17 protein-coding genes are annotated in these 17592 nt (G+C 40.4%); 12 read left to right on the top strand and 5 right to left on the bottom strand.

Annotated elements, in window-relative coordinates; genetic code table 11:
• Positions 1–50: 50 nt before the first annotated feature.
• From ACXJY6_RS12115 to ACXJY6_RS12080, 8 genes are all read left to right on the top strand, one after another.
• Positions 51–401, top strand: a complete 351-nt coding sequence (locus ACXJY6_RS12115) for a RidA family protein (protein ID WP_456049819.1) — start codon at positions 51–53, stop codon at positions 399–401.
• A 110-nt stretch (positions 402–511) separates the two neighbouring features.
• The gene (locus tag ACXJY6_RS12110; protein ID WP_458768507.1) at positions 512–1000 is read left to right on the top strand and encodes a DUF3617 domain-containing protein; all 489 of its coding nucleotides are present in this window, start codon (positions 512–514) and stop codon (positions 998–1000) included.
• A gap of 323 nt (positions 1001–1323) precedes the next feature.
• The gene (locus ACXJY6_RS12105; protein WP_458768506.1) at positions 1324–2442 is read left to right on the top strand and encodes a methyl-accepting chemotaxis protein; all 1119 of its coding nucleotides are present in this window, start codon (positions 1324–1326) and stop codon (positions 2440–2442) included.
• A 2-nt stretch (positions 2443–2444) separates the two neighbouring features.
• Complete coding sequence (locus ACXJY6_RS12100; RefSeq protein ID WP_458768505.1) at positions 2445–3239, top strand: hypothetical protein; 795 nt, start codon at positions 2445–2447, stop codon at positions 3237–3239.
• A gap of 294 nt (positions 3240–3533) precedes the next feature.
• Positions 3534–3986, top strand: a complete 453-nt coding sequence (locus ACXJY6_RS12095; RefSeq protein WP_456049814.1) for a Fur family transcriptional regulator — start codon at positions 3534–3536, stop codon at positions 3984–3986.
• Between the two features lie 10 nt (positions 3987–3996).
• A complete protein-coding gene (locus ACXJY6_RS12090; RefSeq protein ID WP_458768504.1) occupies positions 3997–4998 on the top strand; it encodes a CobW family GTP-binding protein in 1002 nt (333 codons plus the stop codon).
• Between the two features lie 127 nt (positions 4999–5125).
• The gene (locus ACXJY6_RS12085) at positions 5126–6412 is read left to right on the top strand and encodes a peptidoglycan DD-metalloendopeptidase family protein (RefSeq protein WP_458768503.1); all 1287 of its coding nucleotides are present in this window, start codon (positions 5126–5128) and stop codon (positions 6410–6412) included.
• A 178-nt stretch (positions 6413–6590) separates the two neighbouring features.
• Positions 6591–8621 (top strand): hybrid sensor histidine kinase/response regulator, encoded by a 2031-nt coding sequence (locus tag ACXJY6_RS12080; RefSeq protein WP_458768502.1) that lies wholly within the window; start codon positions 6591–6593, stop codon positions 8619–8621.
• A 68-nt stretch (positions 8622–8689) separates the two neighbouring features.
• Here the strand turns inward: ACXJY6_RS12080 and cqsA are convergent, their stop codons facing one another.
• Complete coding sequence (cqsA, locus tag ACXJY6_RS12075; RefSeq protein WP_458768501.1) at positions 8690–9871, bottom strand: alpha-hydroxyketone-type quorum-sensing autoinducer synthase; 1182 nt, start codon at positions 9869–9871, stop codon at positions 8690–8692.
• A 345-nt stretch (positions 9872–10216) separates the two neighbouring features.
• Between cqsA and ACXJY6_RS12070 the strand changes: the two genes are divergently transcribed.
• The gene (locus tag ACXJY6_RS12070) at positions 10217–10852 is read left to right on the top strand and encodes a LysE family translocator (RefSeq protein ID WP_458768500.1); all 636 of its coding nucleotides are present in this window, start codon (positions 10217–10219) and stop codon (positions 10850–10852) included.
• Here ACXJY6_RS12070 and ACXJY6_RS12065 read toward each other — a convergent pair.
• The gene (locus tag ACXJY6_RS12065) at positions 10849–11760 is read right to left on the bottom strand and encodes a DMT family transporter (RefSeq protein ID WP_458768499.1); all 912 of its coding nucleotides are present in this window, start codon (positions 11758–11760) and stop codon (positions 10849–10851) included. The two genes, ACXJY6_RS12070 and ACXJY6_RS12065, sit on opposite strands and share 4 nt — an antisense overlap.
• 124 nt (positions 11761–11884) lie before the next feature.
• Between ACXJY6_RS12065 and ACXJY6_RS12060 the strand changes: the two genes are divergently transcribed.
• The gene (locus ACXJY6_RS12060; protein WP_458768498.1) at positions 11885–12337 is read left to right on the top strand and encodes an Lrp/AsnC family transcriptional regulator; all 453 of its coding nucleotides are present in this window, start codon (positions 11885–11887) and stop codon (positions 12335–12337) included.
• Positions 12338–12342: 5 nt separating this feature from the next.
• On the opposite strand, the gene ACXJY6_RS12055 is transcribed toward ACXJY6_RS12060, so the two are convergent.
• Positions 12343–12966, bottom strand: a complete 624-nt coding sequence (locus ACXJY6_RS12055) for an SGNH/GDSL hydrolase family protein (RefSeq protein ID WP_458768497.1) — start codon at positions 12964–12966, stop codon at positions 12343–12345.
• Between the two features lie 226 nt (positions 12967–13192).
• Here ACXJY6_RS12055 and ACXJY6_RS12050 point away from each other — a divergent pair, with 226 nt between their 5' ends.
• Positions 13193–15091, top strand: a complete 1899-nt coding sequence (locus ACXJY6_RS12050; protein ID WP_456049805.1) for a PhoX family protein — start codon at positions 13193–13195, stop codon at positions 15089–15091.
• Positions 15092–15147: 56 nt separating this feature from the next.
• Here ACXJY6_RS12050 and ACXJY6_RS12045 read toward each other — a convergent pair whose 3' ends face one another.
• Positions 15148–16101 carry a hypothetical protein gene (locus ACXJY6_RS12045; RefSeq protein WP_458768585.1) on the bottom strand — a complete coding sequence of 318 codons (954 nt, stop codon included), beginning with the start codon at positions 16099–16101 and terminating at the stop codon, positions 15148–15150.
• Positions 16102–16252: 151 nt separating this feature from the next.
• On the opposite strand from ACXJY6_RS12045, the gene ACXJY6_RS12040 reads away from it, so the two are divergent.
• Positions 16253–16726: an Lrp/AsnC family transcriptional regulator gene (locus ACXJY6_RS12040; RefSeq protein ID WP_458768496.1), complete on the top strand. Its 474-nt coding sequence runs from the start codon at positions 16253–16255 to the stop codon at positions 16724–16726.
• A gap of 68 nt (positions 16727–16794) precedes the next feature.
• Here ACXJY6_RS12040 and ACXJY6_RS12035 read toward each other — a convergent pair whose 3' ends face one another.
• Positions 16795–17523, bottom strand: a complete 729-nt coding sequence (locus ACXJY6_RS12035; RefSeq protein ID WP_458768495.1) for a helix-turn-helix transcriptional regulator — start codon at positions 17521–17523, stop codon at positions 16795–16797.
• Positions 17524–17592 lie beyond the last annotated feature (69 nt).

Below are 17592 nucleotides of genomic sequence, written 5' to 3'. Positions count from 1 at the left end.
CAATTGGCGCGATTAAAATTAACAGTCTAGTGATGGATTAGGAGCAACAATTGATTGACCGCATAGAAACTAAGCAACGCATGAGCCGAATTGTTAAACACAATGGTACCATTTACTTATGTGGGCAGGTGTGTAAAGACGCTGAACAAGGCATTAAAGAACAAACTGAAACTATGCTGGATAAAGTCGACGAGCTCCTTTTAGCAGCGGGAAGTGATAGAAAACACATTTTATCCGCCACCATTTATATCAAAGATATGAAAGATTTCTCTGAAATGAACAATGTTTGGGATAATTGGGTCCCAGAGGGTTATGCGCCGGCACGAGCGTGTGTTCAAGCAAGTATGGCAAGGGAAGCGTTGCTCGTCGAAATTTCTGTTATCGCCGCAGAAATCCAATAACTTCAAACATTCGAAAGTTAACTTATGGGCAAATTGGACTTTATTGTGTGATAAGAGTAAATATAACCACAATTTATATATGTCTACTCTTGTCATTAGAGGAATAATTAATGAAAACACTTAAATCTGCATTGTTAATCGTGGGGTCTTTATTGCCTTCAGCGCAAGCGTTCGCAGAAGATTACGATTTCAAACCCGGCCTTTGGGAAACAACATTTACAAATGAGATAAATCAAATAAGCGTACCAGCGGAACTTGAAGCGTTAGTTCGTAGTGGTCTCGAGCAACCAATGGATCCAGAAACACAATGTATCCACGATATAAATGAATTATTTGATTCTGGATTTAGTGGCAGAGAAGACGAAGAAGAAAGCTGCAACACAGAGGTGAACCGCATCAACGCAAATCGCGTCAATGTGTTGGCAAGTTGTAGTAGCCCTCAAGGAACAATGCAGTCTGAAGGTGTTATCAATTTAAATGGCGAAACCATGACTTATAGTGGCGATGTCACAACATCTGGCGAAGCAATGGGTATGAAAATGAATATGATCATGAAAATCTCAGGCAGTGCCAAATACATCGGTGAATGTTCCGAATAACAATATTATATTACCCAATTAATATGATTCGAATTAATATACCGTTACCAGAATGAGTAGGTAACGGTATTGAGCATGGTAACGTTTTTGTTACTTGGCCTATTGATCTATTCTCGCTCGAAAATCTCATCACCTCGCCCCAACATAGTGCCATACTGCACCATTGCACAGTAAATAGTGAAAACCTTCGCTCATTTGGCAGCCTGTAAGTTGTTAATAAATCGATAGTTTATATATTAATCCCTCTATGTATAGGTTGGTTCAATATTTGCTTCATTTTTGAGAAGTATAGATGAACCATCGATTTTACTGGGGGAGAGTAAATGCGTAAGTATATTCAATCTTTAGGGGTTACCGGAGCATTATGGTTACAAAGTAGTGCAGTTCTATTTTCTGTCATGTTGATCAGTTTTGGAGCTAGCAATCAAGCGATCGCAATACTACTACTCACGGCTGTCTTTTCTAGTTACGTTTTGTACGAGGTTCGTCAAGATCAAAAGAACTTCCTTGCGCAAGTGACTGCTATACAAAATGGACATGCGAGTGAGTTAGATTCAACGAATACTGGGCCACTGCAACAACATTATCCCAAAATAGACGACTTGGTCCGGCTTTCAAAACGTAAATTGCGTGAGGTTCAATCGATTCGAGATGAAATGGTGTTTTCAGCACAAGAGCTCGCAGATAATGCCCTCAATGTTGCTAGTCATTGTCAGGCGCAAGCCGATATTACGACATCGTCCGCTTCCGCAGCTACGGAAATATCATTAAGTATCGATGATGTATCAAAACGGATTGAGATCACTCAACAGGCAATGGAAACTGGAAATAGCCTTTGTCACAAAGGGCGTAAAGAACTCACGAATACTCAAGAGTATATGGCCAGTGTTAGTGAGCGTATTGTTGAAACAAGCCAAAGTATTGAGGAACTCGATAACAAATTAAGCGCAGTTGTTTCTGTGTCCAAATTTATTCGTGAAATCGCTGAGCAAACTAACTTGCTGTCTCTTAATGCAGCAATAGAAGCAGCGAGGGCAGGAGAGCATGGCCGAGGATTTAGTGTTGTCGCTGATGAAGTACGAGGGTTAGCGCAGCGTACACACGATTCAGCAACATCAATAACCAATCAAGTAACAGATGTTACAGCAAGTATGTCAGAAGTAATTAAGCAGATGGAGATGGCCGTTGAATCAACCTCTAAGTGTGAAAAAAGTGTTGATTCGGCATATACGTCACTACAAGAAACAGTCTTGTCGATTGAAGAAGTGGTAGAGCAAATTAGAGGCATTGCCACTGCATCAGAGCAACAGGCAATTGCTACACGAGAAATATCTGAAAATATGGAACGAGTTGCGACTACTGCTGGACACAATGCAAATATGGCAAAAGAAAATGCCAGTGTCGCAAGCCATCTGCAAAATATGACTCGAATGGAGGCCTAGTAATGACCCACTTCGATCTTTCAGCCTTACTTTCTTTGATGATCTCTTCTATATCCCTAATTAGCATTATGATATTTATTCGTTACCGTAACACTAAAGAGAGCAGTAGGCGTCGGAAAGAGGGTATCAAATGGCTCAAGCAGTTTCGTTTATTACTTGCGTTGGTTCAACAACATAGAGGTTTGAGCAATGGATTGATATGTGGTGATAAGGAGCTACTTCACCGATTAACCCCGCTGAGTCAAAGTATCAACCAACTTCAAGATCAACTTATAGTGCAAGGTAGCTGGCTATCCGACAACGATCGTTGGTCCGGAATCGACAGTCATTGGCAAAGACTTTCGGTGAATTTCGAGACTTTATCGGCTAAAAATAATTTTGATCAACACTGTAAACTCATCACAAATATACTGTACCTTATTGATGACGTTGCCGAAGAGTATCGACTCTACGAAGTTAAAGATAAGCAAGAACAGTCAATTCGTTACTTATGGCAAGATTTACTGGTGACCGCTGAAAATATAGGACAGGCCAGAGCACTTGGAACTGGTGTTGCCGCAGCCGGTATATGTACCAGTGTCGATAGAATTCGTCTAAGTTACCTACATCAATCCATAACAAACGTAGTTAAACACAGTAGCGATAAAAAAGCGGTTGTCGAACTGCTCCAAGTTATCGAACAAAAAATCATTATCGATGTCCCCACAGTAAATGCTAAATCCTACTTTGACTCAGCGACCGTAGCTTTAGAGTCTGTATTAAGCGAGTTTGATGCGATTCTTGAAGAACAGATGTAAATATAATGCTGAAAATCAGATTATCCTGAAAATGCAAACTAGAGTTGAAAGAATGTTAATTAATGTCCGACTGTTTAACAGTTGGTATTCAAGCGGCTGATTAAATTCGAATATATAACTACGTACGGCCTGTTCGTGATACTTGGTAATACTAGTTAAAAATTCTTCTTTATCACAAACACCGACAACTAAGTTCGGTGTTTTTTAGTTCTAGAACCGAGATATAAAACATCAATTGGCAAGATTAACGTTATGTTATAACATAACCATCTAGTTTTTTTTCTGGAAACGAGAATGAAGGACATTGATACCATTGTTGATCACGCAGAGAAAAGTTGTATCGCTCATCATAAGCAATTAACCCCAAAGCGAAAGCTGGTACTACGAGCATTGATTCATGCCAATAAAGCCTTGTCAGCTTACGAGCTGGTGGATTATTGCAAAGAACATTTCAATCAGAACCTTCAAGCGATGACCGTCTATCGAATATTAGATTTTCTTGAGAAAGAGCATTTATCACACAAGCTTAAAATGTCTAATAAGTATATTGTATGTTCTCATATTCTCAGTGGAAGTGAGCATGGCGTTCCTCAATTCTTGATCTGTTCCAAGTGTGAAAAGATCAACGAGCAAATTATCGACCCTCGTTTAATTAATGGCTTGCAAACCAATGCAAAGCTAGAAGGTTTTACTGTAACAAGTCCACAACTTGAAATTAGTTGTATTTGTGACGATTGCATTGATTAGGAAAGGGCGAATGAGTACGAATAACAAAAAGATATTGGCAGTACCCACTAACATTATTACTGGATTTCTCGGTGTTGGTAAAACCTCAGCGATCTTAAACCTTTTAAAAAACAAACCTGATAATGAACGCTGGGCAGTACTTGTCAATGAATTTGGTGAAATTGGGGTCGACGGTAATTTAATCAATGGGCAAAAGGGGAAGGATCTCGTCTTTATCCAAGAAGTTCCGGGCGGATGTATGTGCTGTGCCGCTGGGTTACCCATGCAAATAGCCCTAAACCAACTGTTAGTTCAAGCCAATCCCGACCGATTACTTATTGAACCGACCGGCTTAGGTCATCCAAAAGAAGTATTACAGGTACTATCATCAGAACATTATCGTAAAGTTCTTTCTCTGCAGAAGAACATTACGTTGGTAGATGCTCGTAAACTATCAGACACAAGGTACACCGACCACGAGACATTCAATCAGCAAATAGCCATAGCAGACATAGTCGTTGGTAATAAAAAAGATCTTTACCAAAGCGGTGATCAAGAATCACTGATAAATTATGTCGCGAAGTTTAATAACCCAAATGTCGAAATTATTTTTGCTGAACATGGTAAAGTTTCACACGAACAGCTTAAAGGAAGTACACTTACTCAAGAGTATTCGTCTAATCATCATCACCATCATCACAGTTCAAAACCATTGGCTTCAGAGTTGCTAATGCCAGAAAGTGGCATGATTAAAGCAACCAATGAAGGGGAAGGGTATATAAGTGTTGGTTGGCGCTTCGCACCTGATAAACTATTTGACCGTAAGCAACTTATAAATCTATTTTTGCAATTAAATGTCGAGCGATTAAAAGCTGTCTTTATCACTTACGATGGAATTTTTGGATATAATTTGACGAAAGATGGTCTAACGGAATCTGAGTTGGACGAATGTAGCGAAACTAGAATCGAAGTTATCGCAGATTCGATCGATGAAGAGTTAGAGAACCGACTTCTGCAATGCATTATTCGCTAAGCAGAAATAAAATAGATTTACATAACTGACTTTATGTGACATCGTCACAAAGTCGGTTATATATGTAAATGATTATTGTTGTTATGTCGGTAATGGATTATCAAGAGAATAAAGTAAGTGTTACCCCATGAAAATGTTTAGAACTATTGCTTCAGTCACTGCGGTACTCGCCTTTACCTCTGCTTACCTTATCCCGACCGTTGATGATTCAAATCAGCCTGCATCTCACTCGGTATTGAATAAAAAAGAAGTTACAACGCAACTGGTCGATCAAACAACACCAATCGTAAAGACTGAAGATATCCAATTAGTAGACGGACCAATAGAAACTTTAGAACCAGAAAAAATACAATACACAGTGAAACCTGGTGACACGCTTAGTAATATTTTTTCCCAGTTAGAAATTTCTCTTGAAACGCTACAGCATATTTTATCAGTCGATCTCAATCACCTTCGGCTTGATACCATAAAACCCGGCGAGCAATTGGAATTCGTTGTTTCTAGCAATAATGAATTACTGAGTATGATTTACCATATCAGCTTGGTCGAACACGCGGTATATACCAAAGAGCAAGATGGTTCATTCTCATATCAGTTGAATGAGATTCCTGGAGAGTGGCGTGAAAAGTTGTTTTCAGGGATCATTACAGGAAGTTTTTCTGTATCCGCAAACAAGCTTGGACTTACATCAAATCAAATAGGCAATATCACTCGTGTCCTACACGATAAAATTGACTTCTCTAGATCATTACATGCAGGTGATCGGTTTAATATTTTGGTTAAGCAACAATTCTTACATGATCGCCCAACTGGAAATAGCGAAATTCAAGCAATCTCATTTACTTTTTCTAGAGGTCTTTCTAAAAGAGAAGTGTCAGCATTCTTAGCGCCAGATGGACGATTCTATGATAGGGAAGGGAATAGTTTAGAACGCGCGTTTAACCGATATCCAGTAGACAAGAAATATCGCAGAATTACGTCTTCTTTTAATCCGAGACGGAAACACCCCGTTACAGGACGAATATCACCACACAATGGTACTGATTTTGGGACGCCAGTAGGAGCGCCAGTCTACTCGACCGGTGACGGGAAAGTAATCGGATTACGAAATCACCCTTATGCTGGGAAATACCTCGTGATTCAACATAACAGCGTCTATAAAACACGTTATCTTCATCTTAGTAAGTTCTTAGTGAAAAATGGCCAACAAATCACGCGAGGCCAAAAAATTGCACTAGCTGGTGCTACAGGTCGATTAACTGGTCCTCATTTACACTTTGAAGTATTAGTACGAAACCGGGCAGTTGACGCGATGAAAGCTGACTTACCAATCGCAACCACTATTTCCCAAAAAGATAAGGATGCCTTTTATGCATCGGTATCCGCATTTGATTCTTTAGTTAATAATAGCTAGGCACCTTCATAGCGTTTTGAATATCACCAATGAATGAAATCGGATAATCATCAACGAATTATTAAATATTAGATTGCAACTATATGAATTGTATGCAATAAAGGACATATAAGGTATTTGAAATCAACAACTCACCGTTGTCGAATCAATCTCATAGTCTAGTGACTTGATATTAAAGATGGAAAACATTAAAAAAGTCTATCAATATGCAGAGCCAAATCTCACTCTTGTTGGGTGGATGGGGTTTATCGGGTTCCCGGTATATTACATTATCTGGGCGTTTATCTTCCCTCAGCCCTATGAAAATATTGGATTCCGGCTGCTGTGCTCGGGACTATTCTTTGGTCTTATCTATCGTAACCATTTTCCGATGAAATGGCGTGATCATTTACCTATTTTATATCAAATCACAATCATAATTTGTTTACCCAGTTTCTTCTTCTATATGCTTCTTATGAATGAATGGAACACCGTTTGGCTTATGTCATTTATGACAGCAATTTTTATTCATATTTTGCTTGTGAACGTAACTTTAATTATGTTCGCGCAAACGTTTATAGGTGTAACACTAGCGATAGGTTTAGCCTGGCTAAATCAAGATTATGCCATCGAATTTCGTATGGATTGGTCGCACATTCCAGTGTTTTTGTTTATCTATCTATTTGGTAACCTGTTTTGCGTTCGAAACCAAGTCGAGCACGAAGCGAAAGTGTCAATTGCTAAATCCTTTGGTGCTGGGATTGCACATGAGATGCGAATTCCATTAAGTGGCCTTTCATCATCGATTAATGTCATACAGTCGGTGCTACCCATTCTAAAAGACAGTAATACCAATCAATGTCTGATAAGTCGCAAAGATGTCGAATTACTAAGAGAAGTCAGCACTGATGCCCTCAAAGTTATTCATTCAGGAAATGAAACGATTGATTTACTGCTGACTTCAATCGATGAAAATCGCGTTTCGCGTTCGACATTCAAACATTACTCGGCGCAAACGACGGTTGAGAGTGCTATCGAAGATTTTAGCTATCAATCCCCAATTGATCGAGATGCCATTTCTATTGATGTGAACACAGAATTTATGTTTTTTGGCAGTGGCTCCTTGCTCAAATATGTCATGTTTAATTTAATCAAGAATGCCTTCTACCATCGTAGCTCTGCGGGATTTCATATTAATATCGTGTTGACTCATGGTAATGATAAGAATCAGATTGTTGTGACTGATAACGGGGCAGGCATATCTAACGATGTTATACAAAATATCTTTCAAGATTTTTATACAACCGGAAAGTCAGGTAATTACGGCTTAGGACTGCCTTTCTGCAAAAAAGTGATGCGTTCATTTGGTGGTAATATTAGCTGCTGTTCAGAAGTCGGAAAGTGGACGCAGTTTACTTTAACTATGCCCTTGATTGAGTCTGAAGCAGTTAAAAGTATTAAGTATGAACTCACTAAACTTAAAACTCTTCTCTATATCGGTGACAATGATGAGATTATTGCGAATATAAACCGCGCTGCGGCCTCATTAGGATTCAAGCCTGTCGTTTACAACCCTGCATCAGCATTGGCCCAAAGAACATTTGAATTCAATCATGATTTGATTGTTGTTGATATTCAAAATGCGGGACCATTGGTAAATCAGTTAGACGCGATCGGGTCATCAGCAAGGTTTGTTTACTTGTATGACCAAGTGCCGCTTGACCTACCTCATAAAGCCTCCTTTCAACCGGCATGGATTGAAATACACAAATGGCTCGAAGAGAGTGAGTCGATTATTGACCATTTATTGTTCGTTGAATACCCAATAGATCTCGAATGTCCTAACAGCCGAGATGTTAATCAAAAACATAGAACCATAATGTTGGTCGATGACAATGATTCGATACGAAAATTCACTGCGATAATGCTGGAAAAACAAGGCTTTGATGTCATACAAAAGGAAAATGGCAAACGAGCACTTGAAGCTTTGGAACATACAGCCGTAGATCTAATTATTATGGATATCGAAATGCCTATCATGGATGGAATTAAAACGTCGCGTACTATCCGTGCTAGTCATAAAGCTTTTGCGCAAATTCCTATCATCGCTCATTCGGGTGACAATTCACCAGATACACTAAAAGACATTTCATCATCAGGGATCTCTGATTTCATTGTAAAGCCGGTCGATAAAAATACTCTTCTAAACAAAATTTCGAATTGGGTGTAAAATTTTGAGAAACAGAACTCTGAGCGATCCAGAGTTCTGTAAATCTTATAACTTACCGTTTTTAGTCTCTAATTGAACTCTAATTCGGGATGGAGAAATGCATCTTTACACACCGCTAAGACATGATTAATGTCATCCACCGTCAAGTCAGAATTAACCGAAAATCGAATGATATTTCGATTTTTTCCTGTTGCTGGACGACAGAATACCGCGCCAAATACATTACGGTCTTCAAGGAAATCACGCACACGTTCGGTATTTCTTTCATTTCCACATTCGAGAGCGATAATTTGAGATTCACTGCGGATATTGAAACCAATCTGTATTAAGCCACAACGAAGTTGTTTTGCTCGATCGGCTAGTTTTGTTCGCTTACCATCAGACTCTTTAATTACGTCAAGGGTCTGTTCCAATCGTACAATTTCATGAGGCAATACTGTCGAGCTAAATATCGCAGGATAGGCTACAAAGGGTAATGTCTGTGCAAGCGTTTTTGGTCCTAAGATTGCTCCGGCACGATAAGCGAATGTCTTCGCTAAACTGACGGTGATAAAATCGACCTGCTCGGTAAGGTTCAGTGCTTTGACCAAGCCAGAACCGTGTTCGCCATAGACACCTAAAGAGTGAGATTCGTCGACAACCAAAGCGCAACCAAACTCCTGAGCCATTTCGTAGATGTCTCGTAATGGCGCGATTGTGCCAATCGTACTGTACACCGAATCCACAACAATAACGCCGGGGCCATAACGTTGAATCTGTTTACGAAGGTGGTTGATGTCGTTGTGCATAAAAGGGTGGGCACGAGCGCCTGCAGCCCTAATTCCTTCCCAGAGAGACATATGTGCAAAGAAATCGGTATAAACAGGCGTGTTTGGTCCACAAATTGTTTGCAACAACCCCATATTCGCAGCCCAACCAGATTGCGCGAGTAGACAACTCTCGAACCCCATGTAATCGGCAAGTTGATTCTCAAACGCTGGCTTTGATACAGCGTCTTGCAAAAATATTGCCGACATTACGACGTTATCGTCATTTTCTCCTATAGCATCACGGTGTGCTTTTTGAATCTTTTCGTCATGCGATAATGACAGGTAGTCATTACTTTGCATGACAATGGCATCCCGCTGAGGACGTTTCCCTAAAACCAAGTGTTTGTGGTTTTCATTCTGATGAATTAGATCGGTAAGGTAAAAACCTAGGCGTTCTTCAACAAAGGGAGGTAGTGGTTTCAGATTTGATTTATCACTCATAATAAGTTCTCTTTGTAAGATAAAAAAACGCCAGCGCTGACAAAAATCTATATTGCCGATTGGGCATTAGATGTCATCGCTCAAATTGTATAAATATGCACTCTCTTGCAAACTTAGAATTTGAGGGTAGAACGCTGTTTATGAGTCCGTACGGTTTGGAGATCTAACTGACTGAATTTAGATTAAATTGACACTATCGGAATGGATAAGGCAGTGTTAATGTTTGACTTTCATGGCATCACTCGTCAAAGATAGGAAGTAAGGAAGTAAGGAAGTAAGGAAGTAAGGAAGTAAGGAAGTAAGGAAGTAAGGAAGTAAGGAAGTAAGGAAGAAAGGAATACAATTATGAATTACGACACATTATTAACTTATTTCTTTGTCGCCTTTTTCTATGTGATTAGCCCTGGGCCAGCAGTATTTCTAGCGATCTATAACGGGGCGGTTAGCGGTGTTAAGTGTGTTGTGGTATCCGCTTTAGGCAACATCCTTGGTTTAATGATCCTATCAATAGTTTCGATTACTGGCTTAAGCGCTATTCTTCTCGCGTCATCGGTGCTGTTTATGGCGGTTAAGATATTGGGGGCTGGGTATCTGATCTATCTCGGAATTAAGCAAATACGCTCAAGCAATTCAATACAAAAGAAACCTCTTTACCAAGGAGTTAAAGCAGAACGCTCACTGTTTTCTTATTTTAAAGAGGGCTTCATCATTGCGGTAACCAACCCAAAACCCATCATATTTTTTACTGCTCTTTTCCCTCAGTTTATCGATGCAGATAGACCGTTACTATTTCAGTTTTCAATAATGACCCTGTTGTTTATGTTCTTCTCGTTTTCATCATTAACCACTTATGGCTACTTAGCTCAGCGAAGTAAAGGGTTTCTGTCTAATTCGAAAAATGTAAAGTGGTTCCAGCGTATTAGTGGCGGTTTATTTGTTGGAATGGGGTTTAGTCTTATTAGCGTCAAAAGTATTAATTAATCCAACGATTTCGATTTTATTGAGACCGCGGGACGAGAAATCGATACCATTCCTAGCGCTAAAATCATACCAAAAATGATCAAGCATGCTCCCATAACTTCTTGGGTGCTCATGGTTTCGCCCAGCAGTAAAAAGCTCAAAACCAATGCAACAGGCGGGACAAGAGACGCAAATATTGCTCCTTTCATAGCGCCTAAACAAGCGACGCTTTTCGAGTAACAATACAAAGCAACAATCGCGACAAGTATACCTTGGTAGGCGCCATGTAAGAGCAGTAAATCTACCGGCGTATTTTGAATAACATCAAAAGTAAATGGCGCACAAATAACTCCGGACACGACTGAAACCAATGCAGTTGCCACCCATGAATCAAGTCGCCAATATTTACCAAGCAACGTAAATGATGCCCATAAAGCACCACAACCAACAAACATTAGATCACCAAACACAGTTGCTTGAGTAATATTGTTCACATTGAATAATCCAATAGTAACCACTCCAACCACTATGGCACCAATCCCAAAACGCTTGTTTATATCGATTGTTTCTTTGAATAACCAGACGCTACCTATGGATGAAAACACCAACATCGTGCTTGGGGCAATTGCACCAAAGTGAGCGCTAGAAGATAGGTTTATACCGTGTGTTGCAAGTAAGACGTAGGGCGCACCCGCACCGATAGTCAACAAGGTACCTTTAGTCAGAATAACTCGAACATGTATAGCATGATGGATTAATACAGGAAACAAAATCAGACCGGCGATTGAGAAACGCAGTGCTGCGATGTCTATAGGGGTGAGAGCGTGCGTGGCACCAATCTTAGATATTACTGGCCAACTTCCCCAAATTAACGAGGCAATAATCCCCAAAACGAGCCCAACTCCATTATTTTTAATATTAGCTATCATTATTACGCCTCTCCGATGATGTATTACTCTAGGATAAATCAACCGAAGCTTTACATTGCAGCTTAACGAGCGATAATATGAATTATTACTGCATTTATACATTAATTTAGAGGAAAAGCTGCGTATGGATGATTTTGATCGGCAAATACTAAAAAGTGTCCAAGATAACAACAAAAAAACGTCTGAAGAACTGGGGATTGAAATTGGTCTATCCGCAACGGCTATCCAGCGAAGAATCAAGAGGCTTAAGGAATTTGGCGTTATTTCGAAGGAAGTTGCAATTCTCGATAGTGACCAGCTAGGCGGATTTGTCACTATCGTCGTTGATGTAGTTATGGTAAAGGGGGGGGCGTCGGTAATTGAGCGATTCAAAAGAAAAGTATGTGATCATCCTGAAGTCCAACAATGTTATTACATTGCTGGCGAAAAAGATTTTGTGGTAATAATTACAGCAGAAAGCATGCAACGATATCAGGCGATAACACGAGAATTGTTTCTCGATGACGATACTATTTTAAAGTTCACCTCAAACGTTGCCATGCAGTCGGTTAAAATAGGGTTAACCGTACCAATCTGATTAAGTTACTTAAATAGCTTTGGAATTAACTCGGCAAGTTTTTCAGCTAACACAAGATGCTGTTCAACCTGCCAATGAATGCCTTCTTTTTCGCACGGCGTAATGATTTTAGCAGCGTCTAAAAAGTGACAACCGAGTTCTTGTGCTCTTCGTTCATAAAAATGTCCAAGCTGTTTGGACTTTTCTTCCGCTCCTTCGAATCCTTCTTTTAATGGATCAGCTTCGTAAACAAGGGGTGGAGAGATGAGCAAAACTTTAGGCGCGCTAGGCATAAAATCATGATCAAAATTTTGTGCCACTTGCACTAAGCGTGCCGCTCCTTTAGATATATCACTTGCACTGACGTTGAACCGAGATTTAAGATCATTTGTTCCTAATAAAATCACGACCAAATCTGGGTGGTGACTTTCTAAACAGGGTAGAAGATAGTCCAACCCTTTTTTACCTGGCTCAAAAGGATCTTCAAACACAGTAGTCCGGCTGTTTTGACCTTCTTCGATAATGCGATACTCGGAAGTGAGTTGAGATTGAAGAAGCATAGTCCAGCGTTCATTTTGATTGTAACGACGTGACAAGTTTGGAGCGTAACCCCAGGTGTTTGAGTCACCAAAACATAGAACCGTTTTCATGGAATCGTCCTTAACTGAGTGAAGTCTGCCGAGGTTTTATTCTATGAGCAAACCTCATTTTACGCCATTGGAAACAACAATAAATAACCAGAAATGTTGAACTGTAAGAAATACTTAAGATATCTATTACCAAAATGAAACGAAATTGAAATATAAAAACTTCATCTTAGTGGCAAAACTATAGCAAGCGGTAAATACAACGTTTGCACTTACAAGGAAGCGACTCATGAAGCAATTCAATCAAGAAAATGATCAACGACCACTTACTCACGAGCCAGAATTCAATCGACTTGTCGACGCTGCAATGTCACGAAGAAGTTTTTTGAAATCTGCTGGCGCTGCCGGGACCGTCGGTTTCTTTGCAGCAGCACCATTGAGCCAAGCCATTGCCGGTTCAATGTCCAACAAAACTGTGACAATTGGTTTTGAAGCAATTCCAACTTCGACGGCCGACACTGTTGTGGTTCCGGCAGGTTATCAGGCTGATATTCTGATTTCATGGGGCGATCCTGTATTAAAAGGGGCGCCAGCATTTAGCCAATCGAACGACGCAAAAGCTCAGTCAATGCAGTTTGGTGACAACAATGATGGGATGACATTTTTCCCAGTTTCTGACGATAGAGCAGTACTTGCGGTAAACAATGAGTACGTCAATAAAGAGTATCTTTACGCACACCAAGGCAAAAACATCACCGAAGATGATGTATATAAAGCTCAAGCAGCTCACGGTGTTTCCATTGTTGAATTAACGAAAAAGAATGGTAAGTGGGTCACGAACCCAGATGGTCGCGTAAACCGCCGAATTACCGCTTCGACCGAAATGGAAATGACGGGTCCTGCTCGTGGACATCAGTTGCTGAAAACAGATGCTGATCCATCAGGTACTAAAATTCTTGGCACCATGAATAACTGTGCTAATGGTCAAACTCCATGGGGAACGTATCTCACCTGTGAAGAGAACTTCAATGGCTACTTTGGCGCTTCATCAGACAAAGAATTTGATGAGTCGTATTCGCGTTATGGTCTCAAGAAAGAAGACTGGAACTACGATTGGTTTAAGCACGATGAACGCTTTGATATGGCAAAACATCCAAATGAACCACATCGTATGGGGTGGGTAGTTGAAATTGATCCAATGAATCCTAATTCAACCCCTAAAAAGCGCAGTGCACTTGGTCGCTTCAAGCACGAAAATGCCGCTTTAACTCTAGACGATTCAGGCCATGCTGTTGTTTACTTAGGTGATGATGAACGCGGTGAACACTTATACAGATTTGTATCTAAGAACAAATATGTTCCTGGTGCGGCATCAAACTTAGATCTTCTTGAAGAAGGGACCTTATATGTTGCTAAATTCAATGGCACAGAAGGGGAGTTAGCGGGTAAAGGCGAATGGCTTGAGCTTACTTGGGGCAAAAACGGGCTTACACCTGAAAATGGATTCCCAGATGCAGCATCCGTATTGATATTTGCTCGTCTTGCTGCAACACAAGTTGGTGCAACCACAATGGATCGTCCAGAATGGGTAACCGTTCACCCTGATAACGAGTCCGTATTCTGTACGCTAACAAACAATAAATACCGTGGTGTAAAAGAGTCGCAGCCGCTTAATGTGGCAAACCCTCGAGAGAAGAACCCTTACGGTCACATCATTCGTTGGCGTCCAACCAACCGTAACCACATCGGGGATACGTTTGACTGGGATATCTATGTCCTAGCGGGAAATCCGGAAGTACACGATTCTGGGCTTATGGCGGGCAGTGACAACATCAACAAAGACAATATGTTTAATAGCCCAGATGGTATTGGCTTTGACCGTTTTGGACGTCTTTGGATTCAAACCGATGGGAACTATAAAAACGAAGGAGATTTTGCTGGAATGGGCAATAACCAAATGTTTTGTAGTAACCCAGAAACCGGTGAAATTCGTCGCTTCTTAACTGGCCCAGTTGCATGTGAAGTGACGGGGTTAACCTTTGCTCCAGACTACAAAACCATGTTTGTTGGGATTCAACACCCAGGTGAGAAACTGGCTGACTCGCACTTCCCTGAAGGCGGAAACAGCATTCCTCGTTCATCTGTGATTGCGATTACTCGTAAAGATGGCGGTATCATCGGTGCTTAATCGTTAAGTAAGAATATAGTCACAGCCCTTAGTCTCATGATTAAGGGCTTTTTTACTTATTTATTAGGGCTTGAGGCATATTTCAGATCTGGTTTTGGCATTCGATAAAATTGAGAAATAATGGCCATTACCAAAATAGAAAATACAATTCGAAACCAAAGTACCATAGTCACGTCGGCCCCTAGCAGCAACACCAGTGCGGTGTCTTCAATAATACTGTGGAGCAAATTCAATAACATCACCGTTATCATGGCATCTCTCGCCGTTAAATTCCCATTCTTAGATTGATTAATGATTAAACCGCCACCGTAGGAAAGGCCTAACGTGATACCGATAACGGCTAAGTTAGCAGCTTCTTTGCTAACTCTAAGGAGTTTCAATAAAGGTGCCATTAATAATGCCATCGCATATTCAACTCCAAGAAGTTTTAAAATTCTCAGCCCTGTAATCAGTACACAGATGACAACAAATATGCTCCCCAAATTAATAAGTTGCCCAATGCCCCAATCGAGGTAACTTTCGTAAACACGCGGTTCACTCTGCCAGAGTATCATAGCTGCTTGCTCGCCTGTTCCTGAGTACCGATAATACATATTCTGAAGCCACGCAAAAACAAATCCTCCAGCCACTCTCAAAGTGATAGAAACCCACATTGGAACGCCCGCTTTCTTTGAAATAATACCTTCTAAGGGGAGAGAATGGCATATCAATAGCAAACTACTTAATACCGTAACCTGAGCGACCGATAGCGTGGCTCCGGAGTCGATAAACACAACAATTCCGGCATATATATTAGTCAACATGGTCGTTGCCCAAACAAGTGCCATCGAACTCGGAAGCCCAAGGCTCGCCATTATCGGTTCTAAAAGTGAGCTTAGCAGCGTCACTCCACCGAGATCATCGGCTATTTTTATCAGCACAATCATAGGAATCATAATTGCAAATAACGATACGGTGGTCGTCTTGATTTCACCGCTTATTTGTTTAATTTCGACTATTAATCGATTCATCATTTATCGCCTTATATGGCTAAGTTCATAACAATATGATAAAGATATAGCCGTTCATTGTATTTTGAATTTGCTATTAATAGTGACGATAAATTTCTTATATAGAAAAAATACATCTAAAAAGTTCTTATTTATATAGGTTTGCAAAATTATGGAAATTGACCGCATAGATCGAAAAATTCTGATGATTATGCAAAGAAATAATAATATTCCTAACGTTGATCTTGCTGAAGAAGTGGGATTGTCTCCGCCAGCCTGTCTAAAACGAGTCAGGCGTTTAAGACAAGAAAAAGCCATTATCGGTGACGTGTCACTAGTCAATCCGGAATTGGTGGGGAAATCTATGACGTTTATTGTGTCAATCGAAATGGAGCGAGATAGAGAAGATATCTACAAGAACTTTCGCTCTATGATATTTAAGTTTCCTGAAGTAACTCAATGTTACCAAATATCAGGCAGCTATGATTTTCTGCTTATTGTGAGTGTCAATGATATTCCACAATATGAAGCGTTTCTAGATCGTTCGATACGTAAAGACCTCAATATACGGAAGTTCCATACGTCGGTCTCGTTACGTACGGTAAAATTTACCACTGAAGTTAACTTAAATGAATCAGGATCATAGAGAAACGTTAGAAACATTTATGAACCGCTCGGCGAACATGCGTTCATTTGGTGAGATAACCGACGTCACTACATAGTGTCAAAATACTCGCCAAAATCACCGCTTAAACTTCTGATGCTTCTGAGTCGAAAACGATTATTCTCAACACTGGCATGAGTGAGACGATCGATGCGGAACAACCTTGGTGCGTCTCTTAAATAGTCCCAGCTCAATAAATACCACGCTGGCCAGTTGAGTAGTATGAACTGAGGTTCGATCCGCCTTGTTGTTTCGGTGCCATTTTCGGACAAATAGCCGATAGAGAGTGTTTGTTGCTGAATAAATGCTTGGCTTACATTAGTAAGAAATGGTTGATGTATGTTTACAACCGATGATGATACTTCGCTTGAAGCGATAGCACCTACTAACACACGCTGGCGTAATAAGGTGATTCGCTTTCTCTGCTCATTGTTGAGAAAAAAGGTCAGCTTGCTTTTCACACTAGAGATAGTATCTCCTAAAATTGGACAGCTTAACGACTCAGTTAGCGCCAATGCCATTAACGTATTCAAAATCTCCTCATCACTCAAGAAGAAGCGAGGAGGGCGTGTCATCCCTAATAGCGAAACACCACCGCCCGCACCACGCTCGGTTTCAATGTCGTAACCTTGCTCTCGCAACAGCGTAAGATCTCTGGAAATACTCCTTATCGACACACCTAAGGATGCCGCGAGTGATTTTGTCGTTGTTAAATTTTTGTTCGCTAAGAGCCCTATAAGTTTTTCGAGCCTATCTTGCTTGTTTTGAAAACTGCGCATAATTAATCGGTCATTAAGTGTCGTATTTACCAATAGGATATCACTACCAATGACACGAAACGTATTTCC

It is taken from the genome of Vibrio phycocola, assembly GCF_054404255.1.
This window is presented reverse-complemented; position numbering and strand designations above follow the sequence as displayed.

Coding starts and splice junctions, on each gene's coding strand:
- ACXJY6_RS12110 (WP_458768507.1), top strand. CDS start 512: ATGAAAACACTTAAATCTGCATTGTTAATCGTGGGGTCTTTATTGCCT.
- ACXJY6_RS12105 (WP_458768506.1), top strand. CDS start 1,324: ATGCGTAAGTATATTCAATCTTTAGGGGTTACCGGAGCATTATGGTTA.
- ACXJY6_RS12100 (WP_458768505.1), top strand. CDS start 2,445: ATGACCCACTTCGATCTTTCAGCCTTACTTTCTTTGATGATCTCTTCT.
- ACXJY6_RS12095 (WP_456049814.1), top strand. CDS start 3,534: ATGAAGGACATTGATACCATTGTTGATCACGCAGAGAAAAGTTGTATC.
- ACXJY6_RS12090 (WP_458768504.1), top strand. CDS start 3,997: ATGAGTACGAATAACAAAAAGATATTGGCAGTACCCACTAACATTATT.
- ACXJY6_RS12085 (WP_458768503.1), top strand. CDS start 5,126: ATGAAAATGTTTAGAACTATTGCTTCAGTCACTGCGGTACTCGCCTTT.
- ACXJY6_RS12080 (WP_458768502.1), top strand. CDS start 6,591: ATGGAAAACATTAAAAAAGTCTATCAATATGCAGAGCCAAATCTCACT.
- cqsA (WP_458768501.1), bottom strand. CDS start 9,871: ATGAGTGATAAATCAAATCTGAAACCACTACCTCCCTTTGTTGAAGAA.
- ACXJY6_RS12070 (WP_458768500.1), top strand. CDS start 10,217: ATGAATTACGACACATTATTAACTTATTTCTTTGTCGCCTTTTTCTAT.
- ACXJY6_RS12065 (WP_458768499.1), bottom strand. CDS start 11,760: ATGATAGCTAATATTAAAAATAATGGAGTTGGGCTCGTTTTGGGGATT.
- ACXJY6_RS12060 (WP_458768498.1), top strand. CDS start 11,885: ATGGATGATTTTGATCGGCAAATACTAAAAAGTGTCCAAGATAACAAC.
- ACXJY6_RS12055 (WP_458768497.1), bottom strand. CDS start 12,966: ATGAAAACGGTTCTATGTTTTGGTGACTCAAACACCTGGGGTTACGCT.
- ACXJY6_RS12050 (WP_456049805.1), top strand. CDS start 13,193: ATGAAGCAATTCAATCAAGAAAATGATCAACGACCACTTACTCACGAG.
- ACXJY6_RS12045 (WP_458768585.1), bottom strand. CDS start 16,101: ATGAATCGATTAATAGTCGAAATTAAACAAATAAGCGGTGAAATCAAG.
- ACXJY6_RS12040 (WP_458768496.1), top strand. CDS start 16,253: ATGGAAATTGACCGCATAGATCGAAAAATTCTGATGATTATGCAAAGA.
- ACXJY6_RS12035 (WP_458768495.1), bottom strand. CDS start 17,523: ATGCGCAGTTTTCAAAACAAGCAAGATAGGCTCGAAAAACTTATAGGG.